25 protein-coding genes, 1 tRNA gene and 1 pseudogene are annotated in these 24351 nt (G+C 59.9%); 20 read left to right on the top strand and 7 right to left on the bottom strand.

Annotated features, from left to right (window positions below; translation table 11 throughout):
• The first annotated feature begins 138 nt into the window (after nucleotides 1-138).
• Both F474_RS06470 and F474_RS06465 read left to right on the top strand, forming a co-directional pair.
• Nucleotides 139-564: an HIT domain-containing protein gene (locus F474_RS06470; protein ID WP_097083379.1), complete on the top strand. Its 426-nt coding sequence runs from the start codon at nucleotides 139-141 to the stop codon at nucleotides 562-564.
• Nucleotides 561-776, top strand: coding sequence for a SlyX family protein (locus tag F474_RS06465; protein ID WP_097083380.1), 216 nt, complete (start codon nucleotides 561-563; stop codon nucleotides 774-776). Before F474_RS06470 ends, F474_RS06465 begins: the two co-directional genes overlap by 4 nt.
• Nucleotides 777-794: 18 nt before the next feature.
• Here the strand turns inward: F474_RS06465 and F474_RS22910 are convergent, their stop codons facing one another.
• Together F474_RS22910 and F474_RS23075 are read right to left on the bottom strand one after the other, a co-directional pair.
• Complete coding sequence (locus F474_RS22910) at nucleotides 795-1064, bottom strand: cold-shock protein (RefSeq protein ID WP_371916114.1); 270 nt, start codon at nucleotides 1062-1064, stop codon at nucleotides 795-797.
• A gap of 24 nt (nucleotides 1065-1088) precedes the next feature.
• A pseudogene (locus F474_RS23075) lies at nucleotides 1089-1403 on the bottom strand (cold shock domain-containing protein membrane protein); the annotation flags it as partial.
• 318 nt (nucleotides 1404-1721) lie between these two features.
• Here F474_RS23075 and F474_RS06455 point away from each other — a divergent pair.
• The 18 genes from F474_RS06455 (at nucleotide 1722) to F474_RS06370 (ending at nucleotide 15132) form a co-directional block, all read left to right on the top strand.
• Nucleotides 1722-2192 carry a Dps family protein gene (locus F474_RS06455; RefSeq protein WP_097083382.1) on the top strand — a complete coding sequence of 157 codons (471 nt, stop codon included), beginning with the start codon at nucleotides 1722-1724 and terminating at the stop codon, nucleotides 2190-2192.
• A 178-nt stretch (nucleotides 2193-2370) separates the two neighbouring features.
• Nucleotides 2371-2691, top strand: coding sequence for a ribbon-helix-helix domain-containing protein (locus F474_RS06450; RefSeq protein ID WP_097083383.1), 321 nt, complete (start codon nucleotides 2371-2373; stop codon nucleotides 2689-2691).
• 91 nt (nucleotides 2692-2782) lie between these two features.
• Nucleotides 2783-3001, top strand: a complete 219-nt coding sequence (locus F474_RS06445; RefSeq protein ID WP_097083384.1) for an FmdB family zinc ribbon protein — start codon at nucleotides 2783-2785, stop codon at nucleotides 2999-3001.
• An 83-nt stretch (nucleotides 3002-3084) separates the two neighbouring features.
• Nucleotides 3085-4860 carry an aspartate--tRNA ligase gene (aspS, locus tag F474_RS06440; protein ID WP_097083385.1) on the top strand — a complete coding sequence of 592 codons (1776 nt, stop codon included), beginning with the start codon at nucleotides 3085-3087 and terminating at the stop codon, nucleotides 4858-4860.
• Nucleotides 4861-4929: 69 nt separating this feature from the next.
• On the top strand, nucleotides 4930-5676 hold the full coding sequence (locus tag F474_RS06435; RefSeq protein WP_097083386.1) for a YebC/PmpR family DNA-binding transcriptional regulator: 747 nt from the start codon (nucleotides 4930-4932) through the stop codon (nucleotides 5674-5676).
• Between the two features lie 73 nt (nucleotides 5677-5749).
• Nucleotides 5750-6280, top strand: a complete 531-nt coding sequence (gene ruvC, locus F474_RS06430; protein ID WP_097083387.1) for a crossover junction endodeoxyribonuclease RuvC — start codon at nucleotides 5750-5752, stop codon at nucleotides 6278-6280.
• A 51-nt stretch (nucleotides 6281-6331) separates the two neighbouring features.
• Nucleotides 6332-6946 carry a Holliday junction branch migration protein RuvA gene (gene ruvA / locus F474_RS06425; protein ID WP_097083388.1) on the top strand — a complete coding sequence of 205 codons (615 nt, stop codon included), beginning with the start codon at nucleotides 6332-6334 and terminating at the stop codon, nucleotides 6944-6946.
• Entirely contained in the window at nucleotides 6946-7989 is a 1044-nt protein-coding gene (gene ruvB / locus F474_RS06420; RefSeq protein WP_097083389.1) for a Holliday junction branch migration DNA helicase RuvB, read from the top strand. The genes ruvA and ruvB overlap by 1 nt, the downstream gene beginning before the upstream one ends.
• Before the next feature lie 133 nt (nucleotides 7990-8122).
• Nucleotides 8123-8560 carry a tol-pal system-associated acyl-CoA thioesterase gene (ybgC, locus tag F474_RS06415; protein ID WP_097083390.1) on the top strand — a complete coding sequence of 146 codons (438 nt, stop codon included), beginning with the start codon at nucleotides 8123-8125 and terminating at the stop codon, nucleotides 8558-8560.
• A gap of 18 nt (nucleotides 8561-8578) precedes the next feature.
• The gene (gene tolQ, locus F474_RS06410; protein WP_097083391.1) at nucleotides 8579-9274 is read left to right on the top strand and encodes a protein TolQ; all 696 of its coding nucleotides are present in this window, start codon (nucleotides 8579-8581) and stop codon (nucleotides 9272-9274) included.
• Between the two features lie 14 nt (nucleotides 9275-9288).
• On the top strand, nucleotides 9289-9741 hold the full coding sequence (gene tolR, locus F474_RS06405; protein ID WP_097083392.1) for a protein TolR: 453 nt from the start codon (nucleotides 9289-9291) through the stop codon (nucleotides 9739-9741).
• Nucleotides 9741-10811, top strand: coding sequence for a cell envelope integrity protein TolA (tolA, locus tag F474_RS06400; protein WP_097083393.1), 1071 nt, complete (start codon nucleotides 9741-9743; stop codon nucleotides 10809-10811). The genes tolR and tolA overlap by 1 nt, the downstream gene beginning before the upstream one ends.
• Complete coding sequence (gene tolB / locus F474_RS06395; protein WP_097083394.1) at nucleotides 10808-12109, top strand: Tol-Pal system beta propeller repeat protein TolB; 1302 nt, start codon at nucleotides 10808-10810, stop codon at nucleotides 12107-12109. Before tolA ends, tolB begins: the two co-directional genes overlap by 4 nt.
• Before the next feature lie 52 nt (nucleotides 12110-12161).
• Entirely contained in the window at nucleotides 12162-12668 is a 507-nt protein-coding gene (gene pal / locus F474_RS06390) for a peptidoglycan-associated lipoprotein Pal (RefSeq protein ID WP_097083395.1), read from the top strand.
• 6 nt (nucleotides 12669-12674) lie between these two features.
• Complete coding sequence (gene ybgF, locus F474_RS06385) at nucleotides 12675-13499, top strand: tol-pal system protein YbgF (RefSeq protein WP_097083396.1); 825 nt, start codon at nucleotides 12675-12677, stop codon at nucleotides 13497-13499.
• A 160-nt stretch (nucleotides 13500-13659) separates the two neighbouring features.
• On the top strand, nucleotides 13660-14307 hold the full coding sequence (gene queE / locus F474_RS06380) for a 7-carboxy-7-deazaguanine synthase QueE (protein WP_097084248.1): 648 nt from the start codon (nucleotides 13660-13662) through the stop codon (nucleotides 14305-14307).
• A 13-nt stretch (nucleotides 14308-14320) separates the two neighbouring features.
• A complete protein-coding gene (gene queC, locus F474_RS06375) occupies nucleotides 14321-14995 on the top strand; it encodes a 7-cyano-7-deazaguanine synthase QueC (protein ID WP_256577647.1) in 675 nt (224 codons plus the stop codon).
• Nucleotides 14996-15056: 61 nt separating this feature from the next.
• Nucleotides 15057-15132: transfer RNA gene (locus F474_RS06370), tRNA-Lys, on the top strand.
• Nucleotides 15133-15221: 89 nt separating this feature from the next.
• Here F474_RS06370 and F474_RS06365 read toward each other — a convergent pair.
• From F474_RS06365 to F474_RS06345, 5 genes are all read right to left on the bottom strand, one after another.
• The gene (locus F474_RS06365; protein ID WP_097083398.1) at nucleotides 15222-16019 is read right to left on the bottom strand and encodes a helix-turn-helix transcriptional regulator; all 798 of its coding nucleotides are present in this window, start codon (nucleotides 16017-16019) and stop codon (nucleotides 15222-15224) included.
• 162 nt (nucleotides 16020-16181) lie between these two features.
• Nucleotides 16182-17588 (bottom strand): cytosine permease, encoded by a 1407-nt coding sequence (locus tag F474_RS06360; RefSeq protein ID WP_097083399.1) that lies wholly within the window; start codon nucleotides 17586-17588, stop codon nucleotides 16182-16184.
• Between the two features lie 98 nt (nucleotides 17589-17686).
• On the bottom strand, nucleotides 17687-18451 hold the full coding sequence (locus F474_RS06355; protein WP_097083400.1) for an SDR family NAD(P)-dependent oxidoreductase: 765 nt from the start codon (nucleotides 18449-18451) through the stop codon (nucleotides 17687-17689).
• 401 nt (nucleotides 18452-18852) lie between these two features.
• Nucleotides 18853-19827 carry a diguanylate cyclase domain-containing protein gene (locus F474_RS06350; protein ID WP_097083401.1) on the bottom strand — a complete coding sequence of 325 codons (975 nt, stop codon included), beginning with the start codon at nucleotides 19825-19827 and terminating at the stop codon, nucleotides 18853-18855.
• Between the two features lie 4 nt (nucleotides 19828-19831).
• Nucleotides 19832-23914, bottom strand: coding sequence for a CHASE domain-containing protein (locus F474_RS06345; protein ID WP_097083402.1), 4083 nt, complete (start codon nucleotides 23912-23914; stop codon nucleotides 19832-19834).
• Nucleotides 23915-24351 lie beyond the last annotated feature (437 nt).

Raw genomic sequence — 24351 nt, 5'->3', positions numbered from 1 at the left:
AGCACTGGCTCAGAGGCTAGCTCAGGTCTGCACCTTGGCAAGTGCCAAAGCGGTGCGCGGGTTCTGGCGGGGCAGGGTTGGGTAGCGGGCGATCGCGCGCTATTCTTTGCTGCTTGAATGTATAGAAGGTAAAAACCCGTGTTTTCACTCGACCCCCGCCTGCAGGGCGACACCTTTCATTTGGGTGACCTGCCGCTGTGTCGGCTACTGCTTAGTAATGACAGCCAATACCCGTGGTTCATTCTGGTGCCGCGAGTGGCCGGGGCGAGTGAGGTCTTCGACCTTGCCCCCGCCGATCAGCAGGCATTATGGGCTGAAAGCAGCTGGCTCGGTGAGGCCGTAAAGCGGGCCTTCGACGCCCGCAAGGTCAATATCGCCAATCTTGGCAATGTCGTAGGGCAACTGCATATGCACGTCATCGCGCGGTTCGCCGAGGACCCGGCGTGGCCAGGCCCGGTATGGGGCAAACTGCCGGCCAGGCCCTACAGCGGTGAGGAGGTCGAGCACCTGTTGCAGCGGCTGAAAGCGCATACCGATGGTCGTATCGAGTGGGTGCAGGCATGAGTGCTGAACTGGAGGCGCGGGTAACGGAGCTGGAAACCCGGGTAGCCTTTCAGGACGACACGCTGGCCGAGCTCAATGAGGTGCTGGTCGACCAGAGCCGGGTGGTAGATCACCTTCGTCGTCAGATGGCCGAGTTGATCAAGCGTTTGGATGACGTGGCCGGGCAGATGCCGGGTGCGCCTGGAGAGGATGCACCGCCGCCTCATTATTGAGGCGGCGGGTAGAAGGGCTTAGCGGCGGGGCGCCAGAGAAGGAACTACATCTTCGGCTTGCAGGCCCTTGTCGCGAGTCATGACCGAGAACTCCACGCGCTGGCCTTCTACCAGTACGCGATGACCCTCGCCTCGGATTGCCCGGAAATGCACGAAGATATCGTCGCCCGAGTCGCGTGAGATGAACCCGAACCCTTTCGAGGTATTGAACCACTTCACGGTGCCGGTATCTCGCCGTGCCGGGTCGTAGTTGGCGGGCGCCGCTGCGGCCTGCGGTTTTTTCGGCAGGCTGGCCAGCCCTTGCAGGATGACGGCGCCGGCGGTCGCCGCCAGGCTCAGCAACACAGCCGGCTGGCCAGCAACCAGGGGGAGGGGCGCGAGCAGTACCAGGGCCTGCAGCACAGCTGCGGCCACGAGCAGCGCGCTGACGAACGCCTGCAGGTGCTGGCGCGGGGTTTTCTTCCAGACAGGCACGATCGGTGCGATCAGCAGGTTGGCCAAACCGATGAATGCCAGGTAAAGCGCATCGGGTTGCGCAAGCCAAGGCAGTGTTTGCGAGCGAAGGCTGGGGAGGCACGACAGCACGAGCGCTGCGGCACCAGCCAGGATGTGGACGATTTTCAACATGGTGTTGGACTCATTTTCAGGATCACGAAAGAAGAACGGGCACCGGCAGGGCGGTCAGTAGAGGGATGACTCGGAAGATACCTGGAGGGGCCCGCGTGGCCGCCGCCTGGTAAAAAGACCGGGCAGGCACGCGCGGGCGTTATTTAACCGCAAAGCCCGCGTGCACTCAAACCCGCTGGGCGGGCTCTCGAATTCAGAAGAATTTCAGGCTGTTACCCCAAGAGCTAATGGCAGCGATAGACACAACCTGGCTGCCAAGAGCAGTAGCACTTGTTACAGTATGCGAGTGTGTCACTTACTGTAATGAGGGAAGCATTCATGGCTATCGATATCGGTATCAGCGAGCAGGATCGTAAGGACATTGTCGACGGGCTGTCTCGCCTGTTGTCGGACACCTATGTGCTGTACCTGAAAACCCACAACTTCCATTGGAATGTCAGCGGGCCGATGTTCCGCACCCTGCACTTGATGTTCGAGGAGCAGTATAACGAACTGGCGCTGGCCGTTGACTCCATCGCCGAGCGTATCCGCGCCCTGGGCCACCCGGCACCGGGCAACTACGCTACGTACGCCCGCCTGTCGACCATCAAGGACGAAGAGGGCGTGCCCGCCGCCGGTGACATGATCCGTCAACTGGTGGAAGGGCAGGAGGCCGTCGTACGCACCGCACGCAGCATTTTCCCGGTAGTGGAAAAAGCCAGTGACGAACCGACCGCCGATCTGTTGACTCAGCGCATGCAAACGCACGAAAAAACCGCCTGGATGCTCCGCGCATTGCTGGAAGGCTGAATGTCTTCGGCCGCACCGTCTCCTCGGAGTGGCCGTTTTCCTGCATGTTTGCACGACCCTTCCTACACTCGCTGTTCCTTCTCGGCCATCTCTGGCAGGGCCGCACAGGCGCTTCCATAGCCAGGGGCTGCGGCGGATTTGCCGTGGCATTGGCCAATGGACCAGGGAAGGTGATTCGATGTCACAGCAATCGCAATCGGCGCAGGAGCGCCACCGCCGCCGGGCTTACTCACGCGATCCATTCATCTCGCAATTCGACATGGACCTGGCGATACCCCAGTCGCGCTCGGTTCGCCTCAATGGCTTCGCGACGTGCCTGCGCCTGGAGCGGGTCTACTGGAAGATTCTCGAACGCATCGCCGGCGACAACGCCTGTTCGGTAAGCAGCATCCTGTCGTATCTGGACCGCGAAGTGCACCTTCGCTACGGCGGCGTGAAGAATTTCAGCGGCCTGGTGCGGGTGGTGTGCGTGGCCTACCAAGCCCGGCATGGTGGCTGAGCGGGCTGCACAGCGGCCATTTACCGGATATACTCTCGCCCTTTGCCACCCCTGCGCGCAGGCGCACCGTACCGAGCCGAGACACCAGGAAATGCCGCTCTACAACTATCAATGCGATGGCTGTGGCCATCATTTGGAAGCTCTTCAGAAGATCAGCGAGCCGGCATTGGCCGACTGCCCCGCCTGCAAGGCGCCCAGCCTGCGCAAGCAAGTGGCCAATGCCGGCTTCCGCCTGAGTGGCAGCGGCTGGTATGAAACCGATTTCAAGACCGGGTCGAAGAAGAACCTGGCCGGCGACAAGGCCGATTGATTTGCCCGGGCCTACCAGGCCCGCCACACTGCCCGCAGGCGGGCATGCCCGAACACCGAATGACTGGAAGTGAATAGACCATCATGATGCGCAGCCATTATTGCGGCCAACTGAACGAAAGCCTGGACGGCCAGGAAATCACCCTTTGCGGTTGGGTTCACCGTCGTCGTGACCACGGCGGGGTGATCTTCCTCGACATCCGCGACCGTGAAGGCATGGCTCAAGTGGTGTTCGACCCGGACCGCGCCGACACCTTCGCCACTGCAGACCGCGTGCGCAGCGAATACGTGGTCAAGGTCACCGGCAAGGTACGCCCGCGCCCGGCCGGCGCGGTCAACCCGAACATGGCCTCCGGCGCCATCGAGGTGCTGGGCTATGAGCTGACCGTGCTCAACGAGGCCGAAACCCCGCCGTTCCCGCTGAACGAATACTCCGATGTAGGCGAGGAAACCCGCCTGCGCTATCGCTTCATCGACCTGCGTCGCCCGGAGATGGCCGACAAGCTGCGTCTGCGCTCGCGCATTACCAGCAGCATCCGCCGCTACCTCGACGAGAACGGCTTCCTGGATGTGGAAACACCCATCCTGACCCGTGCAACGCCTGAGGGCGCACGCGATTACCTGGTGCCAAGCCGCACGCACCCCGGCAGTTTCTTCGCCTTGCCGCAGTCGCCGCAACTGTTCAAGCAACTGCTGATGGTGGCCGGCTTCGACCGTTACTACCAGATCGCCAAGTGCTTCCGCGACGAAGACCTGCGCGCTGATCGCCAGCCTGAATTCACCCAGATCGACATCGAAACCAGCTTCCTCGAAGAAAGCGACATCATGGGCCTGACCGAAGGCATGATTCGCAAGTTGTTCAAGGAAGTGCTGGATGTGGAATTCGGTGAGTTCCCGCACATGACGTATGCCGAGGCGATGCGTCGCTATGGCTCGGACAAGCCAGACCTGCGCATTCCGCTGGAGCTGGTAGACGTCGAGGATCAGCTCAAGGCCGTCGACTTCAAGGTGTTCAGTGGGCCGGCCAACGACCCTAAATGCCGTGTGGCGGCCCTGCGCCTGCCAGGCGGGGCAAGCATGCCGCGCAGCAAGATCGACGACTACACCAAGTTCGTCGGCATTTATGGTGCCAAGGGCCTGGCCTACATCAAGGTCAACGAGCGCGCCAAGGGTGTCGAGGGCCTGCAATCGCCGATCGTCAAGAACATTCCCGAAGCCAACCTCAACACCATCCTGGATCGCGTAGGCGCGGTCGATGGTGACATCGTGTTCTTCGGTGCCGACAAGGCCAAGGTCGTCAGCGAAGCCCTGGGCGCGCTGCGGATTCGCCTGGGCCACGATTTCGAGTTGCTGACCCAGCAATGGGCGCCGATGTGGGTCGTTGACTTCCCGATGTTCGAAGAGGATGACGAAGGCCACTTCGCTGCATTGCACCATCCCTTCACCGCGCCGAAATGCTCTCCGGCCGAGCTTGAGGCCAGCCCGGGCACGGCGCTGTCGCGCGCCTACGACATGGTGCTCAACGGCACCGAGTTGGGTGGTGGCTCGATTCGTATCCACCGCAAGGAAATGCAGCAGGCAGTGTTCCGCATTCTCGGCATCGAGGCCGCAGAGCAGGAAGAGAAGTTCGGTTTCCTGCTCGACGCGCTGAAGTTCGGCGCACCGCCCCACGGCGGCCTGGCCTTCGGCCTGGATCGCCTGGTGATGCTGATGACTGGCGCTCAGTCGATCCGCGAGGTCATCGCTTTCCCGAAAACCCAGAGCGCTGCCGATGTGATGACGCAAGCTCCAGGTGCGGTCGATGCCAAGGCGCTGCGTGAATTGCACATTCGCCTGCGCGAGCAAGCCAAGGCCGAGTGAGGCCAGAGGGCGTGGCGGGCTGATGCCTGCCGCGCCTTGCCATCTACAAGCAACCGATTCGGAGTCGATATGGCCGGGCATTCCAAATGGGCCAACATCAAGCACCGCAAGGAGCGGCAAGACGCCAAGCGCGGGAAGATCTTCACCAAGTGGATCCGTGAACTGACGGTTGCCGCCAAGCAAGGAGGAGGGGACCCCTCTTCCAACCCACGCCTGCGCCTGGCGCTCGACAAGGCACTCGGTGCCAACATGAGCCGCGACATCATCGACCGGGCCGTCGCTCGCGGTGCCGGCACCAACGATAGCGAAAACGTCGAAGAGCTCAGTTATGAAGGCTATGGGGCTGGCGGGGTGGCGATCATGGTCGAGGCCATGACCGACAACCGTAACCGCACCGCCGCAGCCGTTCGCCACGCGTTCAGCAAGTGTGGCGGCAACCTGGGCACCGACGGTTCGGTGGCATACCTGTTCGAGCGCAAAGGCCAACTCAGCTTTGCCCCAGGTATCGACGAAGACGCGCTGATGGAAGCTGCGTTGGAGGCCGGGGCTGACGATGTGGTCAGCAACGATGACGGTTCGGCCGATGTGTTTACATCCTTCGCCGATTTCTACGCCGTGCGCACTGCCTTGGAAGCTGCTGGTTACAAGGCAGCCGACGCGGAAATCATCATGCAGCCCAGCACCAGTGCCGAGCTCGATGAAGAAACCGCTGAGAAGGTCGTGAAACTGATCGATATGCTCGAGGATCTGGACGACGTGCAGAACGTGTATTCCAACGCCTCCATTTCCGACGAGATCATGGAAAAGCTCGGCTGAGCCGGTGCTTTTCGCGGCTGGGGCCGGTCACCGCGACGTGGTGGCCGGCCCTTTTGCCTTTCAGGACTGATGCATGACCCTCATACTTGGCATCGACCCTGGCTCGCGTATCACAGGCTACGGCGTGGTGCGCGATCTTGGCCCCGGGCGGGGTTGCGCCTACGTCGCCTCTGGCTGCATTCGAACCGGTGGCGGCGAGCTACCGGAGCGCTTGCAAGTGGTTTTTCGCAGTGTGGGCGAGGTCATCCGCCTCCATGGGCCGGTAACCATGGGCATTGAGCGGGTGTTCATGGCGCGTAATGCCGACTCTGCACTCAAGCTGGGGCAGGCGCGGGGCGCCGCGATCGTGGCGGCGGCCGAGGCAGGCCTGGAGGTGGCCGAGTATTCGGCCACCCAGGTCAAGCAGGCGGTAACCGGCACAGGGGGGGCCAACAAGGAGCAAGTGCAAATGATGGTCATGCACCTGCTTGGGCTGACGCAAAAACCGCAGATCGACGCATCCGATGCCTTGGCCATCGCATTGTGTCATGCTCACACCCGCTCGAGCCTGGTGCCTCATGGCCTGGGCAGCGCGCGGCGGCGAGGCGGCCGCCTGCGCTTGTAACGATCAATCATTCAATGGCAGGGCCATGGCCCTGCCTGGCAGGAACTTCTTGTGATAGGACGCTTGCGTGGCACTCTGGCGGAAAAACAACCGCCGCACCTGATCATCGATATCGCCGGGTTGGGTTACGAGCTTGAAGTGCCGATGACCACCCTGTATCGGCTGCCCGCGGTCGGGCAACCAGTAACTCTGCATACTCATCTGGTCGTGCGCGAAGATGCCCATCTGCTTTATGGTTTTTTCGAAAAGCGTGAGCGTGAGCTGTTTCGTGAGCTGATCCGGCTCAATGGCGTGGGGCCGAAGCTCGCCCTGACGCTGATGTCGGGTTTCGAAGCCGATGAATTGGTGCGGGTGGTCCAGGCTCAAGACAGCTCGGCGCTGGTGAAGGTGCCGGGGGTGGGCAAAAAGACTGCCGAGCGGCTGCTGGTAGAGTTAAAAGACCGCTTCAAGGCCTGGCAGACCACCCCGGCGATGTTTGAGCTGGTTCCTTTCGAAGAGGCTGCCCCGGCCGGGGCACCGCAGGCATCGGCCGAGGCGGATGCGGTCAGTGCGCTGATTTCGTTGGGCTATCGGCCGCAGGAGGCGAGCAAGGCGATCAACGGCATAAAAGAGAAGGGCCTTGCCAGTGAAGAGCTGATCCGCCGCGCGCTCAAGGGGATGATCTAGTGATCGAAGCCGACCGCCTCATTTCTGCCGCCCCTGTTGGCGGGCGCGACCGCGAGGAGCAGCACGACCGTGCCATCCGACCATTGCGCCTGGCCGAGTACATTGGGCAGCCTGTGGTACGCGACCAGATGGAGCTGTTTATCGAGGCGGCACGTTCGCGCGGCGAGTCACTGGACCACACGCTCATCTTCGGGCCACCGGGGCTGGGCAAGACGACCTTGGCCAACATCATCGCCGAAGAAATGGGCGTTTCGATCAAGAGCACCTCGGGCCCGGTGCTGGAGCGCCCCGGCGACCTTGCCGCCATGCTGACCAACCTGGAACCGCACGATGTCTTGTTCATCGACGAGATCCACAGGTTATCGCCGATCGTCGAGGAGGTGCTGTACCCCGCCATGGAGGACTTTCAACTCGACATCATGATCGGCGAAGGCCCCGCCGCCCGGTCGATCAAGCTCGACTTGCCACCGTTTACCCTAGTTGGGGCGACCACGCGCGCAGGTATGCTGACCAACCCGCTGCGCGACCGCTTCGGGATCGTCCAGCGGCTTGAGTTCTACAACAACGCCGACCTATCGACCATCGTGTCCCGTTCCGGCGGCATCCTTGGCCTTGAAATCGACCAGGGCGGTGCGTTCGAGATCGCCCGCCGGGCCCGCGGCACGCCACGGATTGCCAACCGCCTGCTGCGCCGGGTTCGCGATTACGCACAGGTAAGGGGCAGGGGGCACATCGACAAACCTGTAGCAGACCTTGCATTGAACCTGCTAGACGTCGATGAGCGCGGCTTCGATCATCAGGATCGGCGGCTGCTGCTGACGATGATCGAGAAGTTCGATGGCGGCCCTGTCGGCCTGGACAATCTGTCTGCTGCCATTGGTGAGGAGCGCCACACCATCGAGGATGTGCTCGAGCCCTATCTGATCCAACAGGGCTATATCATGCGCACGCCGCGCGGTCGCGTCGTCACACGGCATGCCTATCTGCACTTCGGCCTCAATACCCCCGCCAGCCTTGGCGAATCGCCAGCAGCTGATGAATGAACGAAAAATCATGCTACACAATGATTTATTCAGCCTTTTTACGGTCCTAGGTGCACAACGCGGCTTTCGCGTGAGGTTTAAGCAAAAACAGTTGCCTGGCTGGATTGGCAACCCGAGGAGTAACCACTAGAGTATGCGCGCGCAAGATAGGGCAGGGCCGTTCGCTATTCGCTGTCGGGTTTACTACGAAGACACCGATGCCGGCGGCGTCGTCTATTACGTCAATTACCTCAAATTCATGGAGCGGGCGCGAACCGAACGGTTGCGTGCGCTCGGGTTCGTCCAGTCGACGTTGGCTGGGCAGAACCTGCTGTTCGTGGTCCATAGCAGCGAAGCACGCTATCTGGTGCCAGCGCGTCTGGATGACGAACTCAACGTGAGTGCCGAGGTGGTCGAGCTTGGCCGTGCCAGCGTGCGTTTCCGCCAGCAAGTGCTGCGGGTCGCCGATGGCGCGCTATTGTTCGAAGGGCATGTCGTCGTTGCCTGTGTGCGCGCGGACACTTTCAAACCCCAGGCCATGCCTGTCGCGTTGCGAACCGCGTTCGCCGCCGATGGTCCGGGCTTACAGTAAAACAGCAGGAGAACTCGCGTGGAAGCGAACGCCGTCGACCATACCTCCATGTGGAGCCTGGTCAGCAATGCCAGTCTCGTCGTGCAATTGGTGATGCTGATCCTGGTGGCCGCCTCGGTCACTTCGTGGATCATCATCTTCCAACGCAGCAACATGATCCGTGCCGGGCGCCGCGCGCTGGAAAGCTTCGAAGAGCGTTTCTGGTCGGGCATCGACCTGTCGAAACTCTATCGCCAGGCCGGCAGCAACCCTGACCCCGATTCCGGCGTCGAGCAGATCTTCCGTGCAGGCTTCAAGGAATTCTCCCGCCTGCGTCAGCAGCCGGGCGTCGACCCTGACGCGGTCATGGAAGGCGTGGGGCGTGCCATGCGCGTGGCCATCTCCCGTGAGGAAGAGAAACTCGAGCAAACCCTGCCGTTCCTGGCCACCGTCGGCTCTACCAGCCCTTATATCGGCCTGTTCGGTACCGTGTGGGGGATCATGAACTCCTTCCGCGGCCTGGCCAGCGTGCAGCAGGCAACGTTGGCTACCGTTGCCCCCGGCATCGCAGAGGCATTGGTTGCCACCGCCATCGGCCTGTTCGCGGCCATCCCGGCGGTGATCGCCTACAACCGTTTCTCCGCTCGCAGCGAAACCCTGATCGGCCGCTATTACACCTTTGCGGACGAATTCCAGGCCATCCTGCACCGCAAGGTGCACACCAGCGAAGAATGAGCAGGTAATTATCAATGGCTCGAGTCCGGCAAAAACGCAAGCCGGTAGCGGAAATGAACGTGGTGCCCTACATCGACGTGATGCTGGTGCTCCTGGTCATTTTCATGGTTACCGCACCGATGATCCAACAGGGCGTGAAGGTTGACCTGCCCAAGGTTTCAAACCAGGCGCTGCCCCAGGATAACAACGTCCAGATCCTGACCATCTCGATCAAGGCCGACAAGACCTACTATTGGAACGTGGGCACCGAAGTCGACACCAAGACCCAGGCCGACCGTGCCCAGACCCTGGACCAGATGGCCCAGGCTGCAGGTGCGATCATTCGCCAAGGCACTCAGAACGGCAAGAAGACCCAGGTGTTCATCCGCGCCGACAAGGCCGTCGACTACGGCTCGGTCATGGGCGCCATGGGCGGGCTGCAGAAGGCCGGTATCGACAACGTCGGCCTGATCACCGAGGCGCCGTGATGCAAGAGCGTGAGGCCTCCAGGTCGGAAAGCTACTTCTGGCCCAGTTTCTGGGCCATTGTGCTGCACGTCATTCTCTTCGGCGCTCTGTTCGTGAGCTTTGCTTTCACGCCCGAGCTGCCCCCGAGCAAGCCGGTGGTGCAGGCGACTCTTTACCAGCTCAAGTCCAAGAGTTCGGCCACTACCCAGACCAACCAGAAGATTGCGGGCGAGTCCAAGCGTACGGCGGCCAAGCAGACTGAAATCGACCAGATGGAACAGAAAAAGGTCGAACAGGAGCAGCAGGCTGAAGCGGAACAAAAGAAAGCCGATGCGGCTCAAAAGGCCGAACAAGCTCGCCAGGCCGATGAAGCCAAGAAGGCGGCTGCTGCGGCTGCCGATGCGAAGAAGGCCGCCGATGCCAAGGCTGCTGCCGACGCCGCCAAGGCTGCTGAGGCCAAGAAGGTAGAAGAAGCCGCGATCAAGAAGAAGGCCGACGACGAGGCTAAGAAGCAAGCCGAGGAAGACGCCAAGAAAGCCGCCGAGGAAGCCAAGAAGCAGGCTGCCGAGGATGCGAAGAAAAAAGCGGCGGAGGACGCCAAGAAAAAGGCAGCCGAAGACGCGAAGAAGAAAGCCGCTGATGATGCCAAAAAGGCTGCCGCTGCCGACGCTGCGAAAAAGGCCCAGGAAAAAGCTCGCAAGGCTCAGGAAGACAAGAAGGCCCAGGCCCTGGCTGATCTTCTGTCCGACAAGACCGAGCGCCAGCAGACACTGGCCGATGAGCATAGCGACGACAGCGTGGCTGGCAACTTCGACGATCTCATTCGCTCGCGCGCTGCGGATAACTGGAACAGGCCGCCTTCTGCTCGAAAGGGCATGGCAGTGCAGATACGAATCAACATGTTGCCGGATGGCACCATCAGCAATGTTCAGGTGGCAAAATCCAGCGGCGACGCTTCCTATGATGCTTCGGCCGTGGCTGCGGTGAAGAACATCGGCAAGCTGACTGAAATGCAGGGGCTGAGCCCGCAGGACTTCGCTCCCTATCGTAACTTCCTTATGACCTTCACACCCGAGGACCTAGCGCTGTGAGAACTCTTCTACGAGGCCTGCTCGTCATGCTCTGCTTCACCGCGGGCCTGGCCACGGCAGATGAAAAGAACATCGTGGTCAGCAGCGGTACCGACCGCGCCACCCCCATCGCCGTTGTGCCGTTCGGCATGCAGGGCGGGGCGGTGCTGCCTGAAGACATGGCAGACATCATCGGCAATGACCTGCGCAACTCCGGTTACTATGCGCCGATTCCTCGGCAGAACATGATCAGCCAGCCTACCCAGCCGGCAGACATCATCTACCGTGACTGGCAGGCACTCGGTGCCCGCTACGTGATGATCGGCAGTATCGTTCCGAACGGCGGCCGCCTGCAGGTCACCTATGGCCTCTACGACACCACTTCGCAGCAGCAGGTATTGACGGGGAGCGTGTCCGGCGGCACCGATCAACTGCGGGATATGGCGCACTACATTGCCGACCAGTCGTTCGAAAAGCTCACCGGCATCAAGGGCGCGTTTTCCACGCGTATCCTCTATGTGACTGCGGAGCAATTCTCCCCCGGCAACACCCGCTATACCCTGCAGCGTTCCGACTATGACGGGGCCCGTGCGGTTACCCTGCTGCAGTCGCGCGAGCCTATCCTCTCGCCTCGGTATGCCGCTGATGGCAAGCGTATCGCCTATGTATCGTTCGAACAGCGCAAACCGCGCATCTTCATTCAATACGTCGACACCGGCCGCCGTGAAATGCTGACCAACTTCGAAGGCCTCAACGGTGCGCCGGCGTTTTCGCCTGACGGCACCCGGCTGGCGTTCGTGCTCTCCAAGGATGGCAACCCGGAGATCTACGTGATGGATCTTGCCAGCCGCAACATCACTCGTGTCACCAACAGCCCGGCTATCGACACTGAGCCGACCTGGGGTAAAGACGGCCGTACCATCTATTTCACCTCTGACCGGGGTGGCAAGCCGCAGATCTACAAAACTACCGTAGGTTCGGGCAATGCTGAGCGTGTCACGTTCGTCGGTAACTACAACGCTGCGCCGAAACTTTCGGCCGACGAAAAGACTCTGGTAATGATCCATCGCCAAGACGGCTTTACCAACTTCAAGGTCGCTTCGCAGGATCTGGAGCGTGGGAATGTCAAGATTCTCACTGATTCAAGTCTTGATGAGTCGCCTACTGTTGCGCCCAATGGCACCATGGTAATCTACGCCACCCGTTCTCAGGGCCGGGGCGTCTTGATGCTTGTGTCCTTGAACGGACGCGTCAGGATTCCACTTCCAACCGCGCAAGGCGAAGTAAGAGAACCTTCCTGGTCCCCTTTCCTGAACTGACGCGGCGCAAGACGTTTTACTTAACACACTGGGGTTCATTAGGAGTTTCACAATGGAAATGCTGAAGTTTGGTAAGTTCGCTGCTCTGGCACTGGCCATGGCCGTAGCTGTAGGTTGCTCCTCCAAGGGCGGTGATGACGCTGGCGCTGGCGCCGGTGGCGCTGTTGATCCGAACGCTGGCTACGGTGCAAACACCGGTGCCGTCGACGGCAGCATGAGCGAAGAAGCCGCTCTGCGTGCTATCACCACCTTCTACTTCGAGTACGACAGCTCCGACCTGAAGCCAGAAGCCATGCGCGCTCTGGACGTACACGCCAAGGACCTGAAAGCTAACGGCGCCCACGTCGTTCTGGAAGGCAACACCGACGAGCGTGGTACCCGCGAGTACAACATGGCTCTGGGTGAGCGTCGCGCCAAGGCCGTTCAGCGTTACTTGGTTCTGCAGGGCGTTTCCCCTGCTCAGCTGGAACTGGTTTCCTACGGTGAAGAGCGTCCGGTTGCCACCGGCCACGACGAGCAGTCCTGGGCTCAAAACCGTCGCGTCGAACTGCGTAAGTAATTCGTCATGCGAAAGTGCCGCTCTGTTGTAACTGCTTTGGCGTTGTCCTTGCCGTTTTCGGCAATGGCAGCGGTTCCCGTGGTTGATGGTGCCAATAACTATGGCAGCAACACACCACCTTCCGGTTACGGCACGAGCGGCGCTTATGCCGGAACAGGGGCCCAACAGGCCCCTGTCTCCGCGCAGGGCGAGTTGTTCATGCAGTTGCAGCAAATGCAGGAAGACATCGCGCGTTTGCGCGGTCAGGTTGAAGTTCAGCAGAACCAGATCCAGCAAATGAAGCAGGATGCCCTGGATCGCTACAAAGACCTGGACAGCCGTATTGGCTCCGGTGCACCTGCGCAGCAGGCCGCCCCAGCCGACAATTCTTCCGCCAACGGTGCATCCAGCGCCGGTGGCGCCGCTGCAGGCGATACCGCCTCACAGCAACCCGCCGCAGGTACCGAGCCCGGTGACCCTGCGAAGGAAAAGCTTTACTACGATGCCGCCTTCGATCTGATCAAGGCCAAGGATTTCGACAAGGCCAGCCAAGCGTTCACCGCTTTCCTGCGCCGCTACCCACAGAGCCAGTATGCCGGCAACGCCCAATACTGGCTGGGTGAAGTCAACCTAGCCAAAGGCGATCTGCAAGGGGCAGGGCAGGCCTTCGCCAAGGTCAGCCAGTTGTACCCCAAGCACCCGAAAGTGCCGGATTCGCTCTACAAGCTCGCAGACGTTGAGCGTCGCCTTGGCCACACCGATCGGGTCAAGCCGATCCTTCAGCAGGTCATCAGCCAGTACCCGGGTACTTCCGCTGCGCAATTGGCGCAGCGAGATATCCAACGTATGTGAACCCCAGTGACCTTTCACGAAGAAACCCGCGCCTGCCGCGGGTTTTTTCGTTAGAATCAGCGCCCCTTTTATCCAGCCCCGGAGAGTCACGCGTTAGCGGGTTCGCCGCGGGTGCTAACGGAGGCGGATGGCCTGTTTCGCTGTCACGCCCGTGGCGAGCATGCATAAAACATTACGCATCACCGAAGTCTTCTTCTCATTGCAGGGGGAGGCACGGACCAGTGGCTTGCCCACTGTGTTCGTTCGCCTGACCGGTTGCCCCCTGCGGTGCCAGTATTGCGACAGCGCCTATGCCTTTAGCGGTGGCCAATTGCTCACGCTTGAGGCCATCCTCGAGCAAGTGGCCAGTTACCGGCCCCGTTATGTGTGCGTGACCGGCGGCGAGCCATTGGCGCAACCTAACGTGCATCCCTTACTCGAGCGACTGTGCGACGCGGGTTACGAAGTGTCGCTGGAAACCAGCGGTGCGCTAGACATCAGCGCAGTGGATCCACGCGTGAGCCGCGTTGTGGACCTCAAAACCCCGGACTCGAAAGAGTCGCATCGTAACCTCTATGAAAACCTGGCCCTGCTCACACCGAATGATCAAGTGAAGTTCGTGCTGTGTTCACGGGGTGATTACGACTGGGCGGTGAGCAAACTGATCGAATACCGCCTGGAGCAGCGGGCAGGCGAGGTGTTGTTCTCGCCCAGCGCCACCCAGCTCAAGGGCCGTGACCTGGCCGACTGGCTGGTGAGCGACAACCTGCCGGTGCGCATGCAACTCCAATTGCACAAGATCTTGTGGAACGATGAACCTGGCCGTTGAGGAGGGCCTTGCCATGAATGCGAAAAAAGCGGTGATTCTGCTGTCTGGTGGCCTGGACTCGGCCACGGTGGTGGCCATGGCCAAAGCCCAAGGCTATGACTGCTACACCATGAGCTTCGACTACGGCCAGCGCCACCGCGCTGAGTTGAATGCGGCCAGCCGGGTGGCGAAAGACCTGGGCGCCAAAGAGCATAAAGTCATTGGCCTGAACCTGAACGGCATCGGCGGCTCGGCGCTGACCGATAGCAGCATCGACGTGCCCCAGAGCCCGACTGAGGGTATTCCGGTTACCTATGTGCCAGCGCGCAATACGGTATTTCTGTCTTTGGCATTGGGGTGGGCGGAAGTGCTTGGGGCCCAGGATATCTTCATCGGCGTGAACGCCGTGGACTACTCAGGCTACCCAGATTGCCGCCCGGAGTTCGTCGAAGCGTTCGAGCGCCTGGCGAACCTGGCAACCAAGGCCGGCGTCGAAGGTAATGGCTTTCGCATCCAGGCGCCGCTGCAGATGATGAGCAAGGCGGATATCGTGCGCACAGGCACCGGCCATGGCGTGGATTACAGCCTGACGGTCTCGTGTTACCTGGCCGACGACGAAGGCCGCGCCTGCGGCAAATGCGATAGCTGCCGGCTTCGCGCAGAAGGCTTCGCCGTTGCGGGCTTGCCTGACCCAACCCGCTATTTTTGAATTTTTTGAAGGTGAGGTATTGAATACTGCTTAAAAATCAGTATCATGCACGCCACCAAGAGGGTCGTTAGCTCAGTTGGTAGAGCAGTTGGCTTTTAACCAATTGGTCGTAGGTTCGAATCCTACACGACCCACCATATATGTACCGAAGCCCTCCTTTTGGAGGGCTTCGTCGTTTCTGGAAGGTTATCTTGCAGCTTGAGCAGCTGCCGGGGCCCAACGCCGGTCACCGCGCAGTCTGCGCCAAATAACCAATGAACAAGCGAAACAACTCTGCGTGGCTGGTGATTTCCAGCCGCTGGTAGATGTTGTGCTTGTGCACTTTCACCGTGCCTTCGGATATCGCCAACTGCCGGGCGATCGAGGCATTGCTGTGGCCTTGGAGCAGCAACCTGGCGATATGGCGTTGAGCATCGGTAAGCTGGCCGAGCGCGCCAACGAATGCACCTTCCAGGCGGCTGTCGACCTCGCTGTTGTCGAGCGCGTAGGGCAGATGGCGGCCATGTTGCTCTAGCGCCGCGCGCACCACAGGTGCCACGTGGCGAAGATAAGCTACCTCATCGTCGCTGAACGCCCCGTGCCTGTGTGCCTTCATAAGCGTGAAGACCAGCGCGGCTCGAGCCTGCAGGTGCACGATAAAACCGATCTCGTCGATCTTTGAGCCGTGAGTCGAGGAAACACACGGGTGCAGATCGGGCGAAATCGCGAAGCCGGACGAGAAGAAGCTGTCGGGCGCCAGCTCGCTCATACGCCACAAGCCACCGGGGTGCCGATGAGTGCTGGCGACGTAGAAGGGGTCAAGAAGGTAACCACCCTGGCGGTAAGACTCCAGCGTACGCGCTGATACCAGGCCGTTGTAACCGTCGTGCAGCAGTTCTGCAGGCTGATCGAAACGGAATAGGTACAGGCAACTCATGTCGAAACTTACCCGGCCCAGCAAGAGGTCGCATAATTTCTGCCCAAGCGTTGGGTGGCCTATTGCCGTGATCAACTTGGCCATGACGTAGACGCCCTGGCTATCCATCTCGGTTTTCCTGTATATGGAGCCTCGATAGCTCGATGCGTGGTAGCCGCCGATGCTGCCCTTGCGGCCCGATCGCGGGTGCGTTCGGCTACGGAACATAGCAGAAAACCGCCGGCCCAACAGCGTTGGGCCGGCGGCAAGCGGGTGCCATTTCTCAGGAACTCAAATTGCCCTGGCTGATGCAGCAGCGGTGGCTGAAGGTTCGGGATTTTCGAACGGGGTCAAGTGCAGCCGCTTATTGCGGTTGACCCAGTAATACAGCACTCCAGGCACGACCAGGCCAGGCAGCCACGAGATATCGGTGCCGACCATGTGCGCGATGGCGCCTTTATAGAATGAAAGCTCCATGAACGGAATCTGTATCAGCACCGCGACCGCGTAGATCAGCAAGGTGTTCCAGTTGACCTTCCCATAGATGCCATTGACATCGTACATCGCAGCCACACTGTATCGACCTTTGCGAACCCAGTAGTAGTCAGCCAGGTTGATGGCGCTCCAAGGCACCAGTACGTAGACCTGCCCGATCAGGATATCGCTGAAGTACGCGCCGAAGTTGTACTGCGCCGCAATGGCGATCCAGGTCACGATCACGGCGACGATGGTCATGATGATGAACTTAGCCAGCCTGCCGATTCGTACCGTGCCGTTGAAGCCTGTGAAGATGGTGGTGGTGGACATGTACGAGCTGTACAGATTCATCACGTTCCATTCCAGAACTCCAATGATGATGATGAAATACGCCAGTTGGCCGTAGCCGGGAAACAGTTTGGCGATGGCGCTGCCAGGGTCGGAGATGACGTCCATCGCCGCGCCCGCCATGATCGCCCCTAGCAACATGACTACCGAGGAGCCCACCACGATGCCTAAGTAGCTATACCAGAATGTAGAGCGGGTCGAGGTACTGGTGGGCAGATAGCGAGAGTAGTCGGCCACATAAGGGCCGGCGCCCAGTGTCCACGAGGCGGCCTGGGTGACCACCAGGCAGAAGGTCGCGAACTTGAACGTGGTTCCCGATACGTCCCACGCACCGGTAGGGAGGCCATTCTTGAGAACGGCATAGGCAGCCAGTGCGAAAATGATGCCCGACAGGGCGCTCATCCACACGCCGATACGATGGATCAGTTCGTACCCGACGTAACCCACCAATAACGTGAGCACGCCAAACAGGATAATGGCATCGTTGTCCGAGACCGGCACGACGGCCTTGATCGAATCACGCATGACCACACCGTTCGCTGCTGTGAACAGGATGTAGGCCAGTACCACAATGGCCAGCGGTAGCCCCGCACCGACCACACCGAACTGCGCGCGGCTCTGGATCATCTGCGGAATGCCCAGATGTGGGCCTTGGGCCGAGTGGGCGGCCATGAAAATCGAGCCGATCAAGTTGCCCATAATCAGACCGATGAACGTCCAGCCGAGGTTCAGCCCGGCCACTACGCCCAGTGCACCGATGACCATGGTAGTCACTTGCATATTGGCACTGCACCAGATGGTGAAGAGCCGTTTGGGCGAGCCATAGCGTTCATTCTCAGGAATGAATTCGACGCTTCTACTTTCGATCTCCATACGATATTCCTTCTTGCCGACGTGTTGTACGTATTGTTAGGGCAGTAGAGGTATTGAGGAGCCGCGCTTTGTTATGAAGGCGCGCGGGCTTCAGGAGGTCAGGCAGCGGTATAGCCGTTATCGACGAACAAGTGCGCACCGTTGACGAAGCTGGCGTCATCGCTGGCCAGGAACAATGCGGTGCGCGCCACTTCGATCGGATCGCACAGGCGGCCCTGCATGTTCTGGAGCATGTCATCGGAAATCACGGTGCCGTGCTCGCGCAGCAACTCGAGTTCACGGCGCCCATGAGCGGTGCCTATAAAGCCTGGGCAAATGGCATTGCTGCGAATGTTCTGCTGGCGGAACTCCACGGCGATCGCACGCGAAAACATATGGCAGGCGCCCTTGGTCGTGCAGTACAAGACCTCCATCGGAGTGCCGACCACGCCGGAGATTGAAGAGGTGCAGATGACACTGCCACCTCCGGCAGCGATCATGCCTGGCAACACGGCACGGGTGACCAGAAACATGCTTTTGACGTTGACAGCCATCAAGCGGTCCCAGTCATCTTCGCAAGTGTCGAGGAAAGGCCCTACCTCGATGGTCCCGGCATGATTCATCAGCACGGTCACCGCCCCAAAGCGTCGCTCGGCCTCTTGCACCCCACGTTGCACTTGTGTGGCGTCCGACACGTCGGTAGCGATGAAGCAGGCACTGCCGCCTGCCTGCTCGATACGCTCGGCCACGTTCGCACCGTCACTGGTAGGCAGGTCTAGAATGGCAACTTTAGCCCCTTCACGGGCAAACAGTTCAGAAGCTGCCAGCCCACACCCCCCTGCGCCGCCCGTGATCAGTGCCACTTTTCCCGCAAGCCGCCCCATGGTCATTTCCTCAGTATCCAACGTAAGCACGATGGACCAGAAATTAACGAGGGCAGGCATGAGGGTCCATATGCCGTTAGGTATAGGGAGGGTATCTTTTGCTGTTCTAGGCCTCAGCGGAGCCGTTCAGGCGGAAACCAGGCTTATACGCATCGATCAGGCTGATACGCGGGCCGGGCCTTTATTTGTGATCAGGGCAGGCTGGCGTTACCGAACCAGCAGGCCGTACGCCAGGCTCTCTTCTATCGATCATGAGGCGGGCAGCACCAGATGCTGGCCGCACATCACCCCAACACTTGCCCGCTCCGAACGAGCTAACCGTAGCTTCTTGATTTGCCAGTCGCAGCATGCCTCGGGCTGAGCCACCCGTCGGCACCGGTTTGAAGGTGAGCCGTGCGCTCTCAGTCATCCAAGGTGGGCACTTGCCCATCGATCGTTTCGAAATAGCTGCAATTGCGCCCGGCATGCTTGGCAGCGTAAAGCGCCTTGTCCGCCACGCCGAGGAGGTCGCTCACGCTGAGCTTGAAACCTGGATGTCTCGAGGGTTTACCCAGAAGATCCCAGCCCGCGCTATGTGAATCGAAACTCGCCGCGCCGACCGACACTGTGACCCAGCCCAAGTCACTGGCCGCATGCGGTAGGTTCAAGCTCCGGATGCTGTCCACTATCTTCTTGGCCAACAGGCGTGCTCCGTCAGCTGCGGTTTCCGGGAGGATCACCGCGAACTCCTCACCGCCGTAGCGGGCCACAAGATCGGTTGTGCGTTCTATACAAGTGTCGAGAGCCTTGGCCACTGCGGTCAGGCATTCATCGCCGGCCAGGTGGCCGTAGTGATCGTTGTAGCGTTTGAAAAAATCGATATCGAGCAACAATAGCGAGAACGGGCGTTGATGGCGCAGCACCGACTGCCACTCGTGCTCGATTCTTTCGTCCAGCGCTCGGCGGTTCCTGAGCCCCGTGAGGCTGTCCGTCTGCGCCTGAAGGTTGAGCTGATCGATGGCGAGCTTGAGCCGCAGATGAGTTTTCACTCGGGCCGCGACAATGGATGGGCGTATCGGTTTGCCGATGAAGTCCACCGCGCCCAGCGCGAGCCCTGCTTCTTCCGTGGTCGATTCAGTGTGGCTGGTAATGAAGATGATGGGCGTCTCGCGTAGCAGAGGGTCCGCCTTGAGGGCTTGGCAAACCTCGAAGCCGCTCATGGTGGGCATTTCCGCGTCCAGCAGTATCACATCTGGTTGCCGCTGCAGCGCCAGGCTGACGGCGGCCTGGCCATTGGTTGCGAAGATAATCTGGCCGAGCCCTGCGAGGGCCTTGCTGAGGGTGCGAATGCAGGATACGTCATCGTCAACGATGAGCAGAGTAGGGGAGCGTTCCATGGTTTCAGTCTTCCTCAAGCGTGGCGGTGGCTTGTTCGAGAAGTGCCTGTGCGCGTGCGTAATCCAGGTTGTCGATCGCCTGCCACAGGAGAGTCAGCAACGCCTCATCCGCAACCTCACGCAGGGCATCGATGGCAATGGCAAAAGTGTCCGACGCCGCCATGTCCTGATTGCGCAGCTGGTCATGAAGCGTCAGCAAGGCCTGGCGAGCAGCGCCGTTATCGCCATTGCCCTTAGGCAGGGCAAGCACGCTTTCCCGAAACTCGAGTGTTTGCCTGTCCAGCGCTGCGTAAGCGGCCAGCAGTGGCTCAAGCGCAGTTGAAAGATGGGCCTGTTGAGCGCCATGGCGCAGTAGCTCCTCAGCCTCTTGCGCTAACTTGGCGAGCGCCTTCGCGCCCAGTAGCGCCGCTGTTCCTCGGAGTTTGTGCAGGCGAGCTTGCAGGTCTGCGCCGCTCAGCGAAGTGGGCCACTTGAGCAGCCGATCGTCACTGAATTCCACAAAATCCTCAAACAGACGTTTCAGCGAGGATCGCAACAGTGAGCTGTCATGGCCCAGCCTCTTAGAGGCTTCGGCACTATCAAGCCCAAGGATACTTGGCCAGCTTTCATCGCCGGGCCCTGTCTTCAAGATCGGTACGCTGCGTAAGGGTGCGCCGCGGCGGCCTTCTACGGCTCGGCGCAATGCACGTATCATGATCGACGGCTCCAGCGGTTTGGTCAGAAAATCGTCCATACCCGACGCTTGGGCCAGGTGACGTTCCTCCGCCATGGCCCCTGCTGTCACAGCTATTACAGGCAGGTCTCGCAGGCCCAGTTCCTCGCGCAGCCGCTGTGTCGCTTCGTAGCCGTCCATTTCCGGCATCTGCACGTCCATCAACACCGCATCGAAAGTGGCCGGATGCAGCCTCAGGCATTCAAGGGCCTGAAGGCCATTGCTGCACGTTTGAACCGTAGCGCCCTGCTGCATCAGTAATAGGCTGGCTACTTCAAGGTTGATGTCACTGTCGTCGACCAGCAGGACGTTCAAGCCCTCAAGCCAGCGCGCCACAGAAGTGTCGAGGCGGCTGGATAGATTGACCCGCTCAGCACCGCCTGGCTGTTCTGCGAGTGCTTCATTAACGGCATTGAAGAGCGCGCTAGCATCAAATGGTCTCTTCAAGAGGTGTTTCATGGAGTGTTCGAGCCCAGCGCACGCAATGCTTGAAGGTGTTGCTGGGGAGCAGATCAGCACCACGGGCAAGTGCCAATCCCCGCAACGCTGCAGGACCGGGCCAAGCGCCTGGGCTTCAGGCCAGGAGATGAGCAGTAGATCCGGTCTCTGACGCTCTTGCAGGTGCGTCATCAGCGCCGTCGGCGTCTGTACAACAGTGAGCTGCCAACCCAACGCGTGACATGCCTGGGTTAATGGCTGGTGTTCTTCGGCTTGTTCATTGAGCAACAGCACGTACAGCGCTTGATCCGACCTCAACTGTTCAGCGCCCTCGTTGGCCAGTTGTAAAGGCAGGTCGACCCTGAACTGACTACCGATACCTAATTGGCTGGTCACCCCGACGCTGCCACCCATCTGTTCAGCGAGACCACGCACTACCGACAGGCCAAGGCCCGTTCCACCAAAGCGGCGAGTAATGGAGGTATCCGCCTGGGTGAAGGGGGAAAACAAGTGTTCGGTCACATCGGCCGCAATGCCGCAGCCCGTATCCGCGACCACTACGCGCAGCCAGCATTTATAGTGTGCTTCCGGCTCATACCGTACTGTGATGGTGACACTGCCGGAGGTCGTAAACTTCAGGGCATTGCCGAGTAGATTCATGAGGATCTGGTTAACGCGCAGAGCGTCGCCCATGACCCTGTTGGGCAATACGCTTTGTATCTCGACATTGAACTGCAGGCCTTTGGCTTCAGCTTGTGGCTTGAACAATTCGACCAGCTCTTCAATTTGCTGGGTCGGGCTGAAAGGCGCGTTTTCCAGCTTCATTCCACCTGCTTCGATCTTGGCGATATCGAGGATGTCGTTGATGATCCCGAGCAGCGAGCGCCCCGCGATCTGCAGCTTGGTGAGCAGTGAGCGCTGTTGATCATCCAAGTGCGTGTTCTGCAGAAGATGGGCCACACCGATCACCGCGTTCATGGGCGTACGGATCTCATGGCTCATATTGGCCAGGAACAAGCTCTTGGCAGCATTAGCCGATTCCGCTTGGGCTTTTGCTCTCTGTAGTTCCTGACTGTTTCGCAGCCGTTCAGTGATGTCTTGCGCAATCCCGAGGTAACCGTTGATTAGCCCGTTTTCGGTGCGGATGGGCGTAACGATCATGGACACCGGAACATGAGAGCCGTCCTTGCGGAGATAGACCCACTCCCGGGTTTCCGAGCCCTCCAGATAGGCCTTGTGCCGAAACACATCCAGGCCTTGGATGGGATAACCATATTCGCGAGTCAGCTCGTGGCCACGGGCTTCGACCTCATCGCGCAGATGAAAGTCGACAGCGTATCTCTGACCGATGGTCTCTTCTGCGCTGAAGCCGAGCAGCAAGGCTGCGCCCCGGTTGAACACGATCACTTTGCCCTGATTGTCAGTGGCAATGATCGAAACTTCGGAGGATGCGTCCAGCACGGCCTGTAACAGGCTAGCCACGCGCGAAAGCTCGGCCGTCCGCTCGCTGACCTGTTGTTCGAGCTCGGCGTTGAACTCCATCAGATAGCGCTGTACGCGTTTGCTGTCGCTGATATCGTGCATCATCTTGGCGGCCCCGAGGATGGTGCCGTCTGCTTCTCGAATGAAGCTGCACGTGATTGTTACGTCGATCAGGTGCCCGTCCTTGTGCAAGCGCTGGGTTTCCAGTGCGGAGCCGCGTTCACCACGGCTGATGCGTTCGAGCAGCTCCTGATCTTCGGAAAATCGCGAAGCTGGCACCAGCAAGGGAGCCAGTGGTTGGCCCAGCACCTCGGCTTCGGTATAGCCGAACATTGTCTGGGCCGCACGGTTCCAAGTGATTATCCGGCCATCAAGCGCTTCGCCAATGATGGCATCACTGGAGTTTTCGACGATGGTCGCCAATCGAGCCTGGCCGGCGGCGACCTGCTGCTTGCGCTGCCGGGCGACCAGTAGTGTGCCTACCAGGCCGGTCAGTAGGATGCTTGCGACCAAGCCGATCAAAAAGTAACGCCCCGGAGGCGTGGGGTCCACCGACGTGACGAACAGTGGGTGTACTCCCACTTCGAAACGCCATGTGCGCCCGTAGACCTCGCGGTCGAAAGTGTAGGAATGCACTACGGTCGAATCTGGCCCGCTTTCTTCACTTTCAAATATGAGCTGCCCACTGTCGGTGTTCACATCGTAAAGTTTCAAGTGCAGGCGGTGATCCTCAAGGTTCAAATTGCCCATGACTTCGCGCATCGTCAGAGGGGCGTAGGTCCACCCAATGGTCGCGGCCTCACGGTGATCGGGCGAGGGCATCTCTGGCGTGCTGTAGACCGGCAGAAGAAACAGGAACGAGCTGAGCTTCTGCCCCGAATCCTGAAGTAATGTTATAGGTGCGGTCAGCGTGGCCTCCCCGCTTCGCATCGAGCCGATGGCGGCGGTGCGACGTGTCGCCTCCGAAGCTATATCCAGCCCGATTGCCTGAGCATTGCGCTCGGCGGGGTCTATGAACTGGATGATGAAGCGCTCTCCATCGTGCTTCTCAAACTGCGTAACGCTGAATTTCTCTTGGCCACCTTCTCGAATCTGTGAGACGAACTTGGCTTGCTCTGAGACGGGAACACGTCTTATGAAGCCGAAACCTCGCGCACCCGGGTATTCCTTGGCCAAGTTGCGGGCGCGGCTATAGCGTCGCATCAGCGTGGTGCTTACATTGTCTATGTCGAGCATGTGCACGGCGCCACGCATGCCCCGCAAACGATATTCGTAGACGCGCAGCCGCGCGAGAAGGTCGCCTTCGATCTTGCGGCTGGCCTCCTTGAGTGCCTGCTCGACATGCCGATCAATGGCGTCGCTCTGCTCGCGTGCAGCCACCCAACTGGCCACGATTCCGGTGATCAGTATCACGGCCATCCAGAGGATCGTGTTTCCCGAAGAACTAGCTTTCATGCGCAATGGGCTCTTTAAGGCGTGGCGGTGCTCAGTAATCCCTGAGTAAACTCTTATCGGTGTTGTATCTCTCAATTCAGTGCGCCAGGCAGGCGCGCTGAATTGCGCGGCGGCTTTATGTCCTTATCCGGAAAACCATCGCCCCCTAACCTGCTTTGTTTTCAGCTTGCCTCAGTTTGTATGGAAGCTGCCGGTAACGCGCAGTTCACGCTCAGTCTCTTGAATACATGAACCATTACCGTGGCGAGCAGGTGATGACTCGTTTGTGCCCTGTTGTTGCGTGCCGCCCGGTTGCCAGCAGCCGAACGGCGGCATCTGGTTTGGGTGGGTGACCCTCAGGCCAGTTGAAGGGCGGTACCCCCTGATGACGCCCTGCTGGGCAGGGGCCTATTACGTCATCGACGAAAACGAACCAAACTTTAGATTGGCTCCGCTCT

The sequence above is a fragment of the Pseudomonas sp. URIL14HWK12:I12 genome, assembly GCF_003097135.1.
Lineage (GTDB): Bacteria > Pseudomonadota > Gammaproteobacteria > Pseudomonadales > Pseudomonadaceae > Aquipseudomonas.
Note: the sequence above shows the minus strand (reverse complement) of the source record. Positions and strands in the feature narration are given on the sequence as shown.

Coding starts and splice junctions, on each gene's coding strand:
- F474_RS06465 (WP_097083380.1), top strand. CDS start 561: ATGAGTGCTGAACTGGAGGCGCGGGTAACGGAGCTGGAAACCCGGGTA.
- F474_RS06455 (WP_097083382.1), top strand. CDS start 1,722: ATGGCTATCGATATCGGTATCAGCGAGCAGGATCGTAAGGACATTGTC.
- F474_RS06450 (WP_097083383.1), top strand. CDS start 2,371: ATGTCACAGCAATCGCAATCGGCGCAGGAGCGCCACCGCCGCCGGGCT.
- F474_RS06445 (WP_097083384.1), top strand. CDS start 2,783: ATGCCGCTCTACAACTATCAATGCGATGGCTGTGGCCATCATTTGGAA.
- aspS (WP_097083385.1), top strand. CDS start 3,085: ATGATGCGCAGCCATTATTGCGGCCAACTGAACGAAAGCCTGGACGGC.
- F474_RS06435 (WP_097083386.1), top strand. CDS start 4,930: ATGGCCGGGCATTCCAAATGGGCCAACATCAAGCACCGCAAGGAGCGG.
- ruvC (WP_097083387.1), top strand. CDS start 5,750: ATGACCCTCATACTTGGCATCGACCCTGGCTCGCGTATCACAGGCTAC.
- ybgC (WP_097083390.1), top strand. CDS start 8,123: ATGCGCGCGCAAGATAGGGCAGGGCCGTTCGCTATTCGCTGTCGGGTT.
- tolR (WP_097083392.1), top strand. CDS start 9,289: ATGGCTCGAGTCCGGCAAAAACGCAAGCCGGTAGCGGAAATGAACGTG.
- tolA (WP_097083393.1), top strand. CDS start 9,741: ATGCAAGAGCGTGAGGCCTCCAGGTCGGAAAGCTACTTCTGGCCCAGT.
- pal (WP_097083395.1), top strand. CDS start 12,162: ATGGAAATGCTGAAGTTTGGTAAGTTCGCTGCTCTGGCACTGGCCATG.
- ybgF (WP_097083396.1), top strand. CDS start 12,675: ATGCGAAAGTGCCGCTCTGTTGTAACTGCTTTGGCGTTGTCCTTGCCG.
- queE (WP_097084248.1), top strand. CDS start 13,660: ATGCATAAAACATTACGCATCACCGAAGTCTTCTTCTCATTGCAGGGG.
- queC (WP_256577647.1), top strand. CDS start 14,321: ATGAATGCGAAAAAAGCGGTGATTCTGCTGTCTGGTGGCCTGGACTCG.
- F474_RS06365 (WP_097083398.1), bottom strand. CDS start 16,019: ATGGATAGCCAGGGCGTCTACGTCATGGCCAAGTTGATCACGGCAATA.
- F474_RS06360 (WP_097083399.1), bottom strand. CDS start 17,588: ATGGAGATCGAAAGTAGAAGCGTCGAATTCATTCCTGAGAATGAACGC.
- F474_RS06355 (WP_097083400.1), bottom strand. CDS start 18,451: ATGGGGCGGCTTGCGGGAAAAGTGGCACTGATCACGGGCGGCGCAGGG.
- F474_RS06350 (WP_097083401.1), bottom strand. CDS start 19,827: ATGGAACGCTCCCCTACTCTGCTCATCGTTGACGATGACGTATCCTGC.
- F474_RS06345 (WP_097083402.1), bottom strand. CDS start 23,914: ATGAAAGCTAGTTCTTCGGGAAACACGATCCTCTGGATGGCCGTGATA.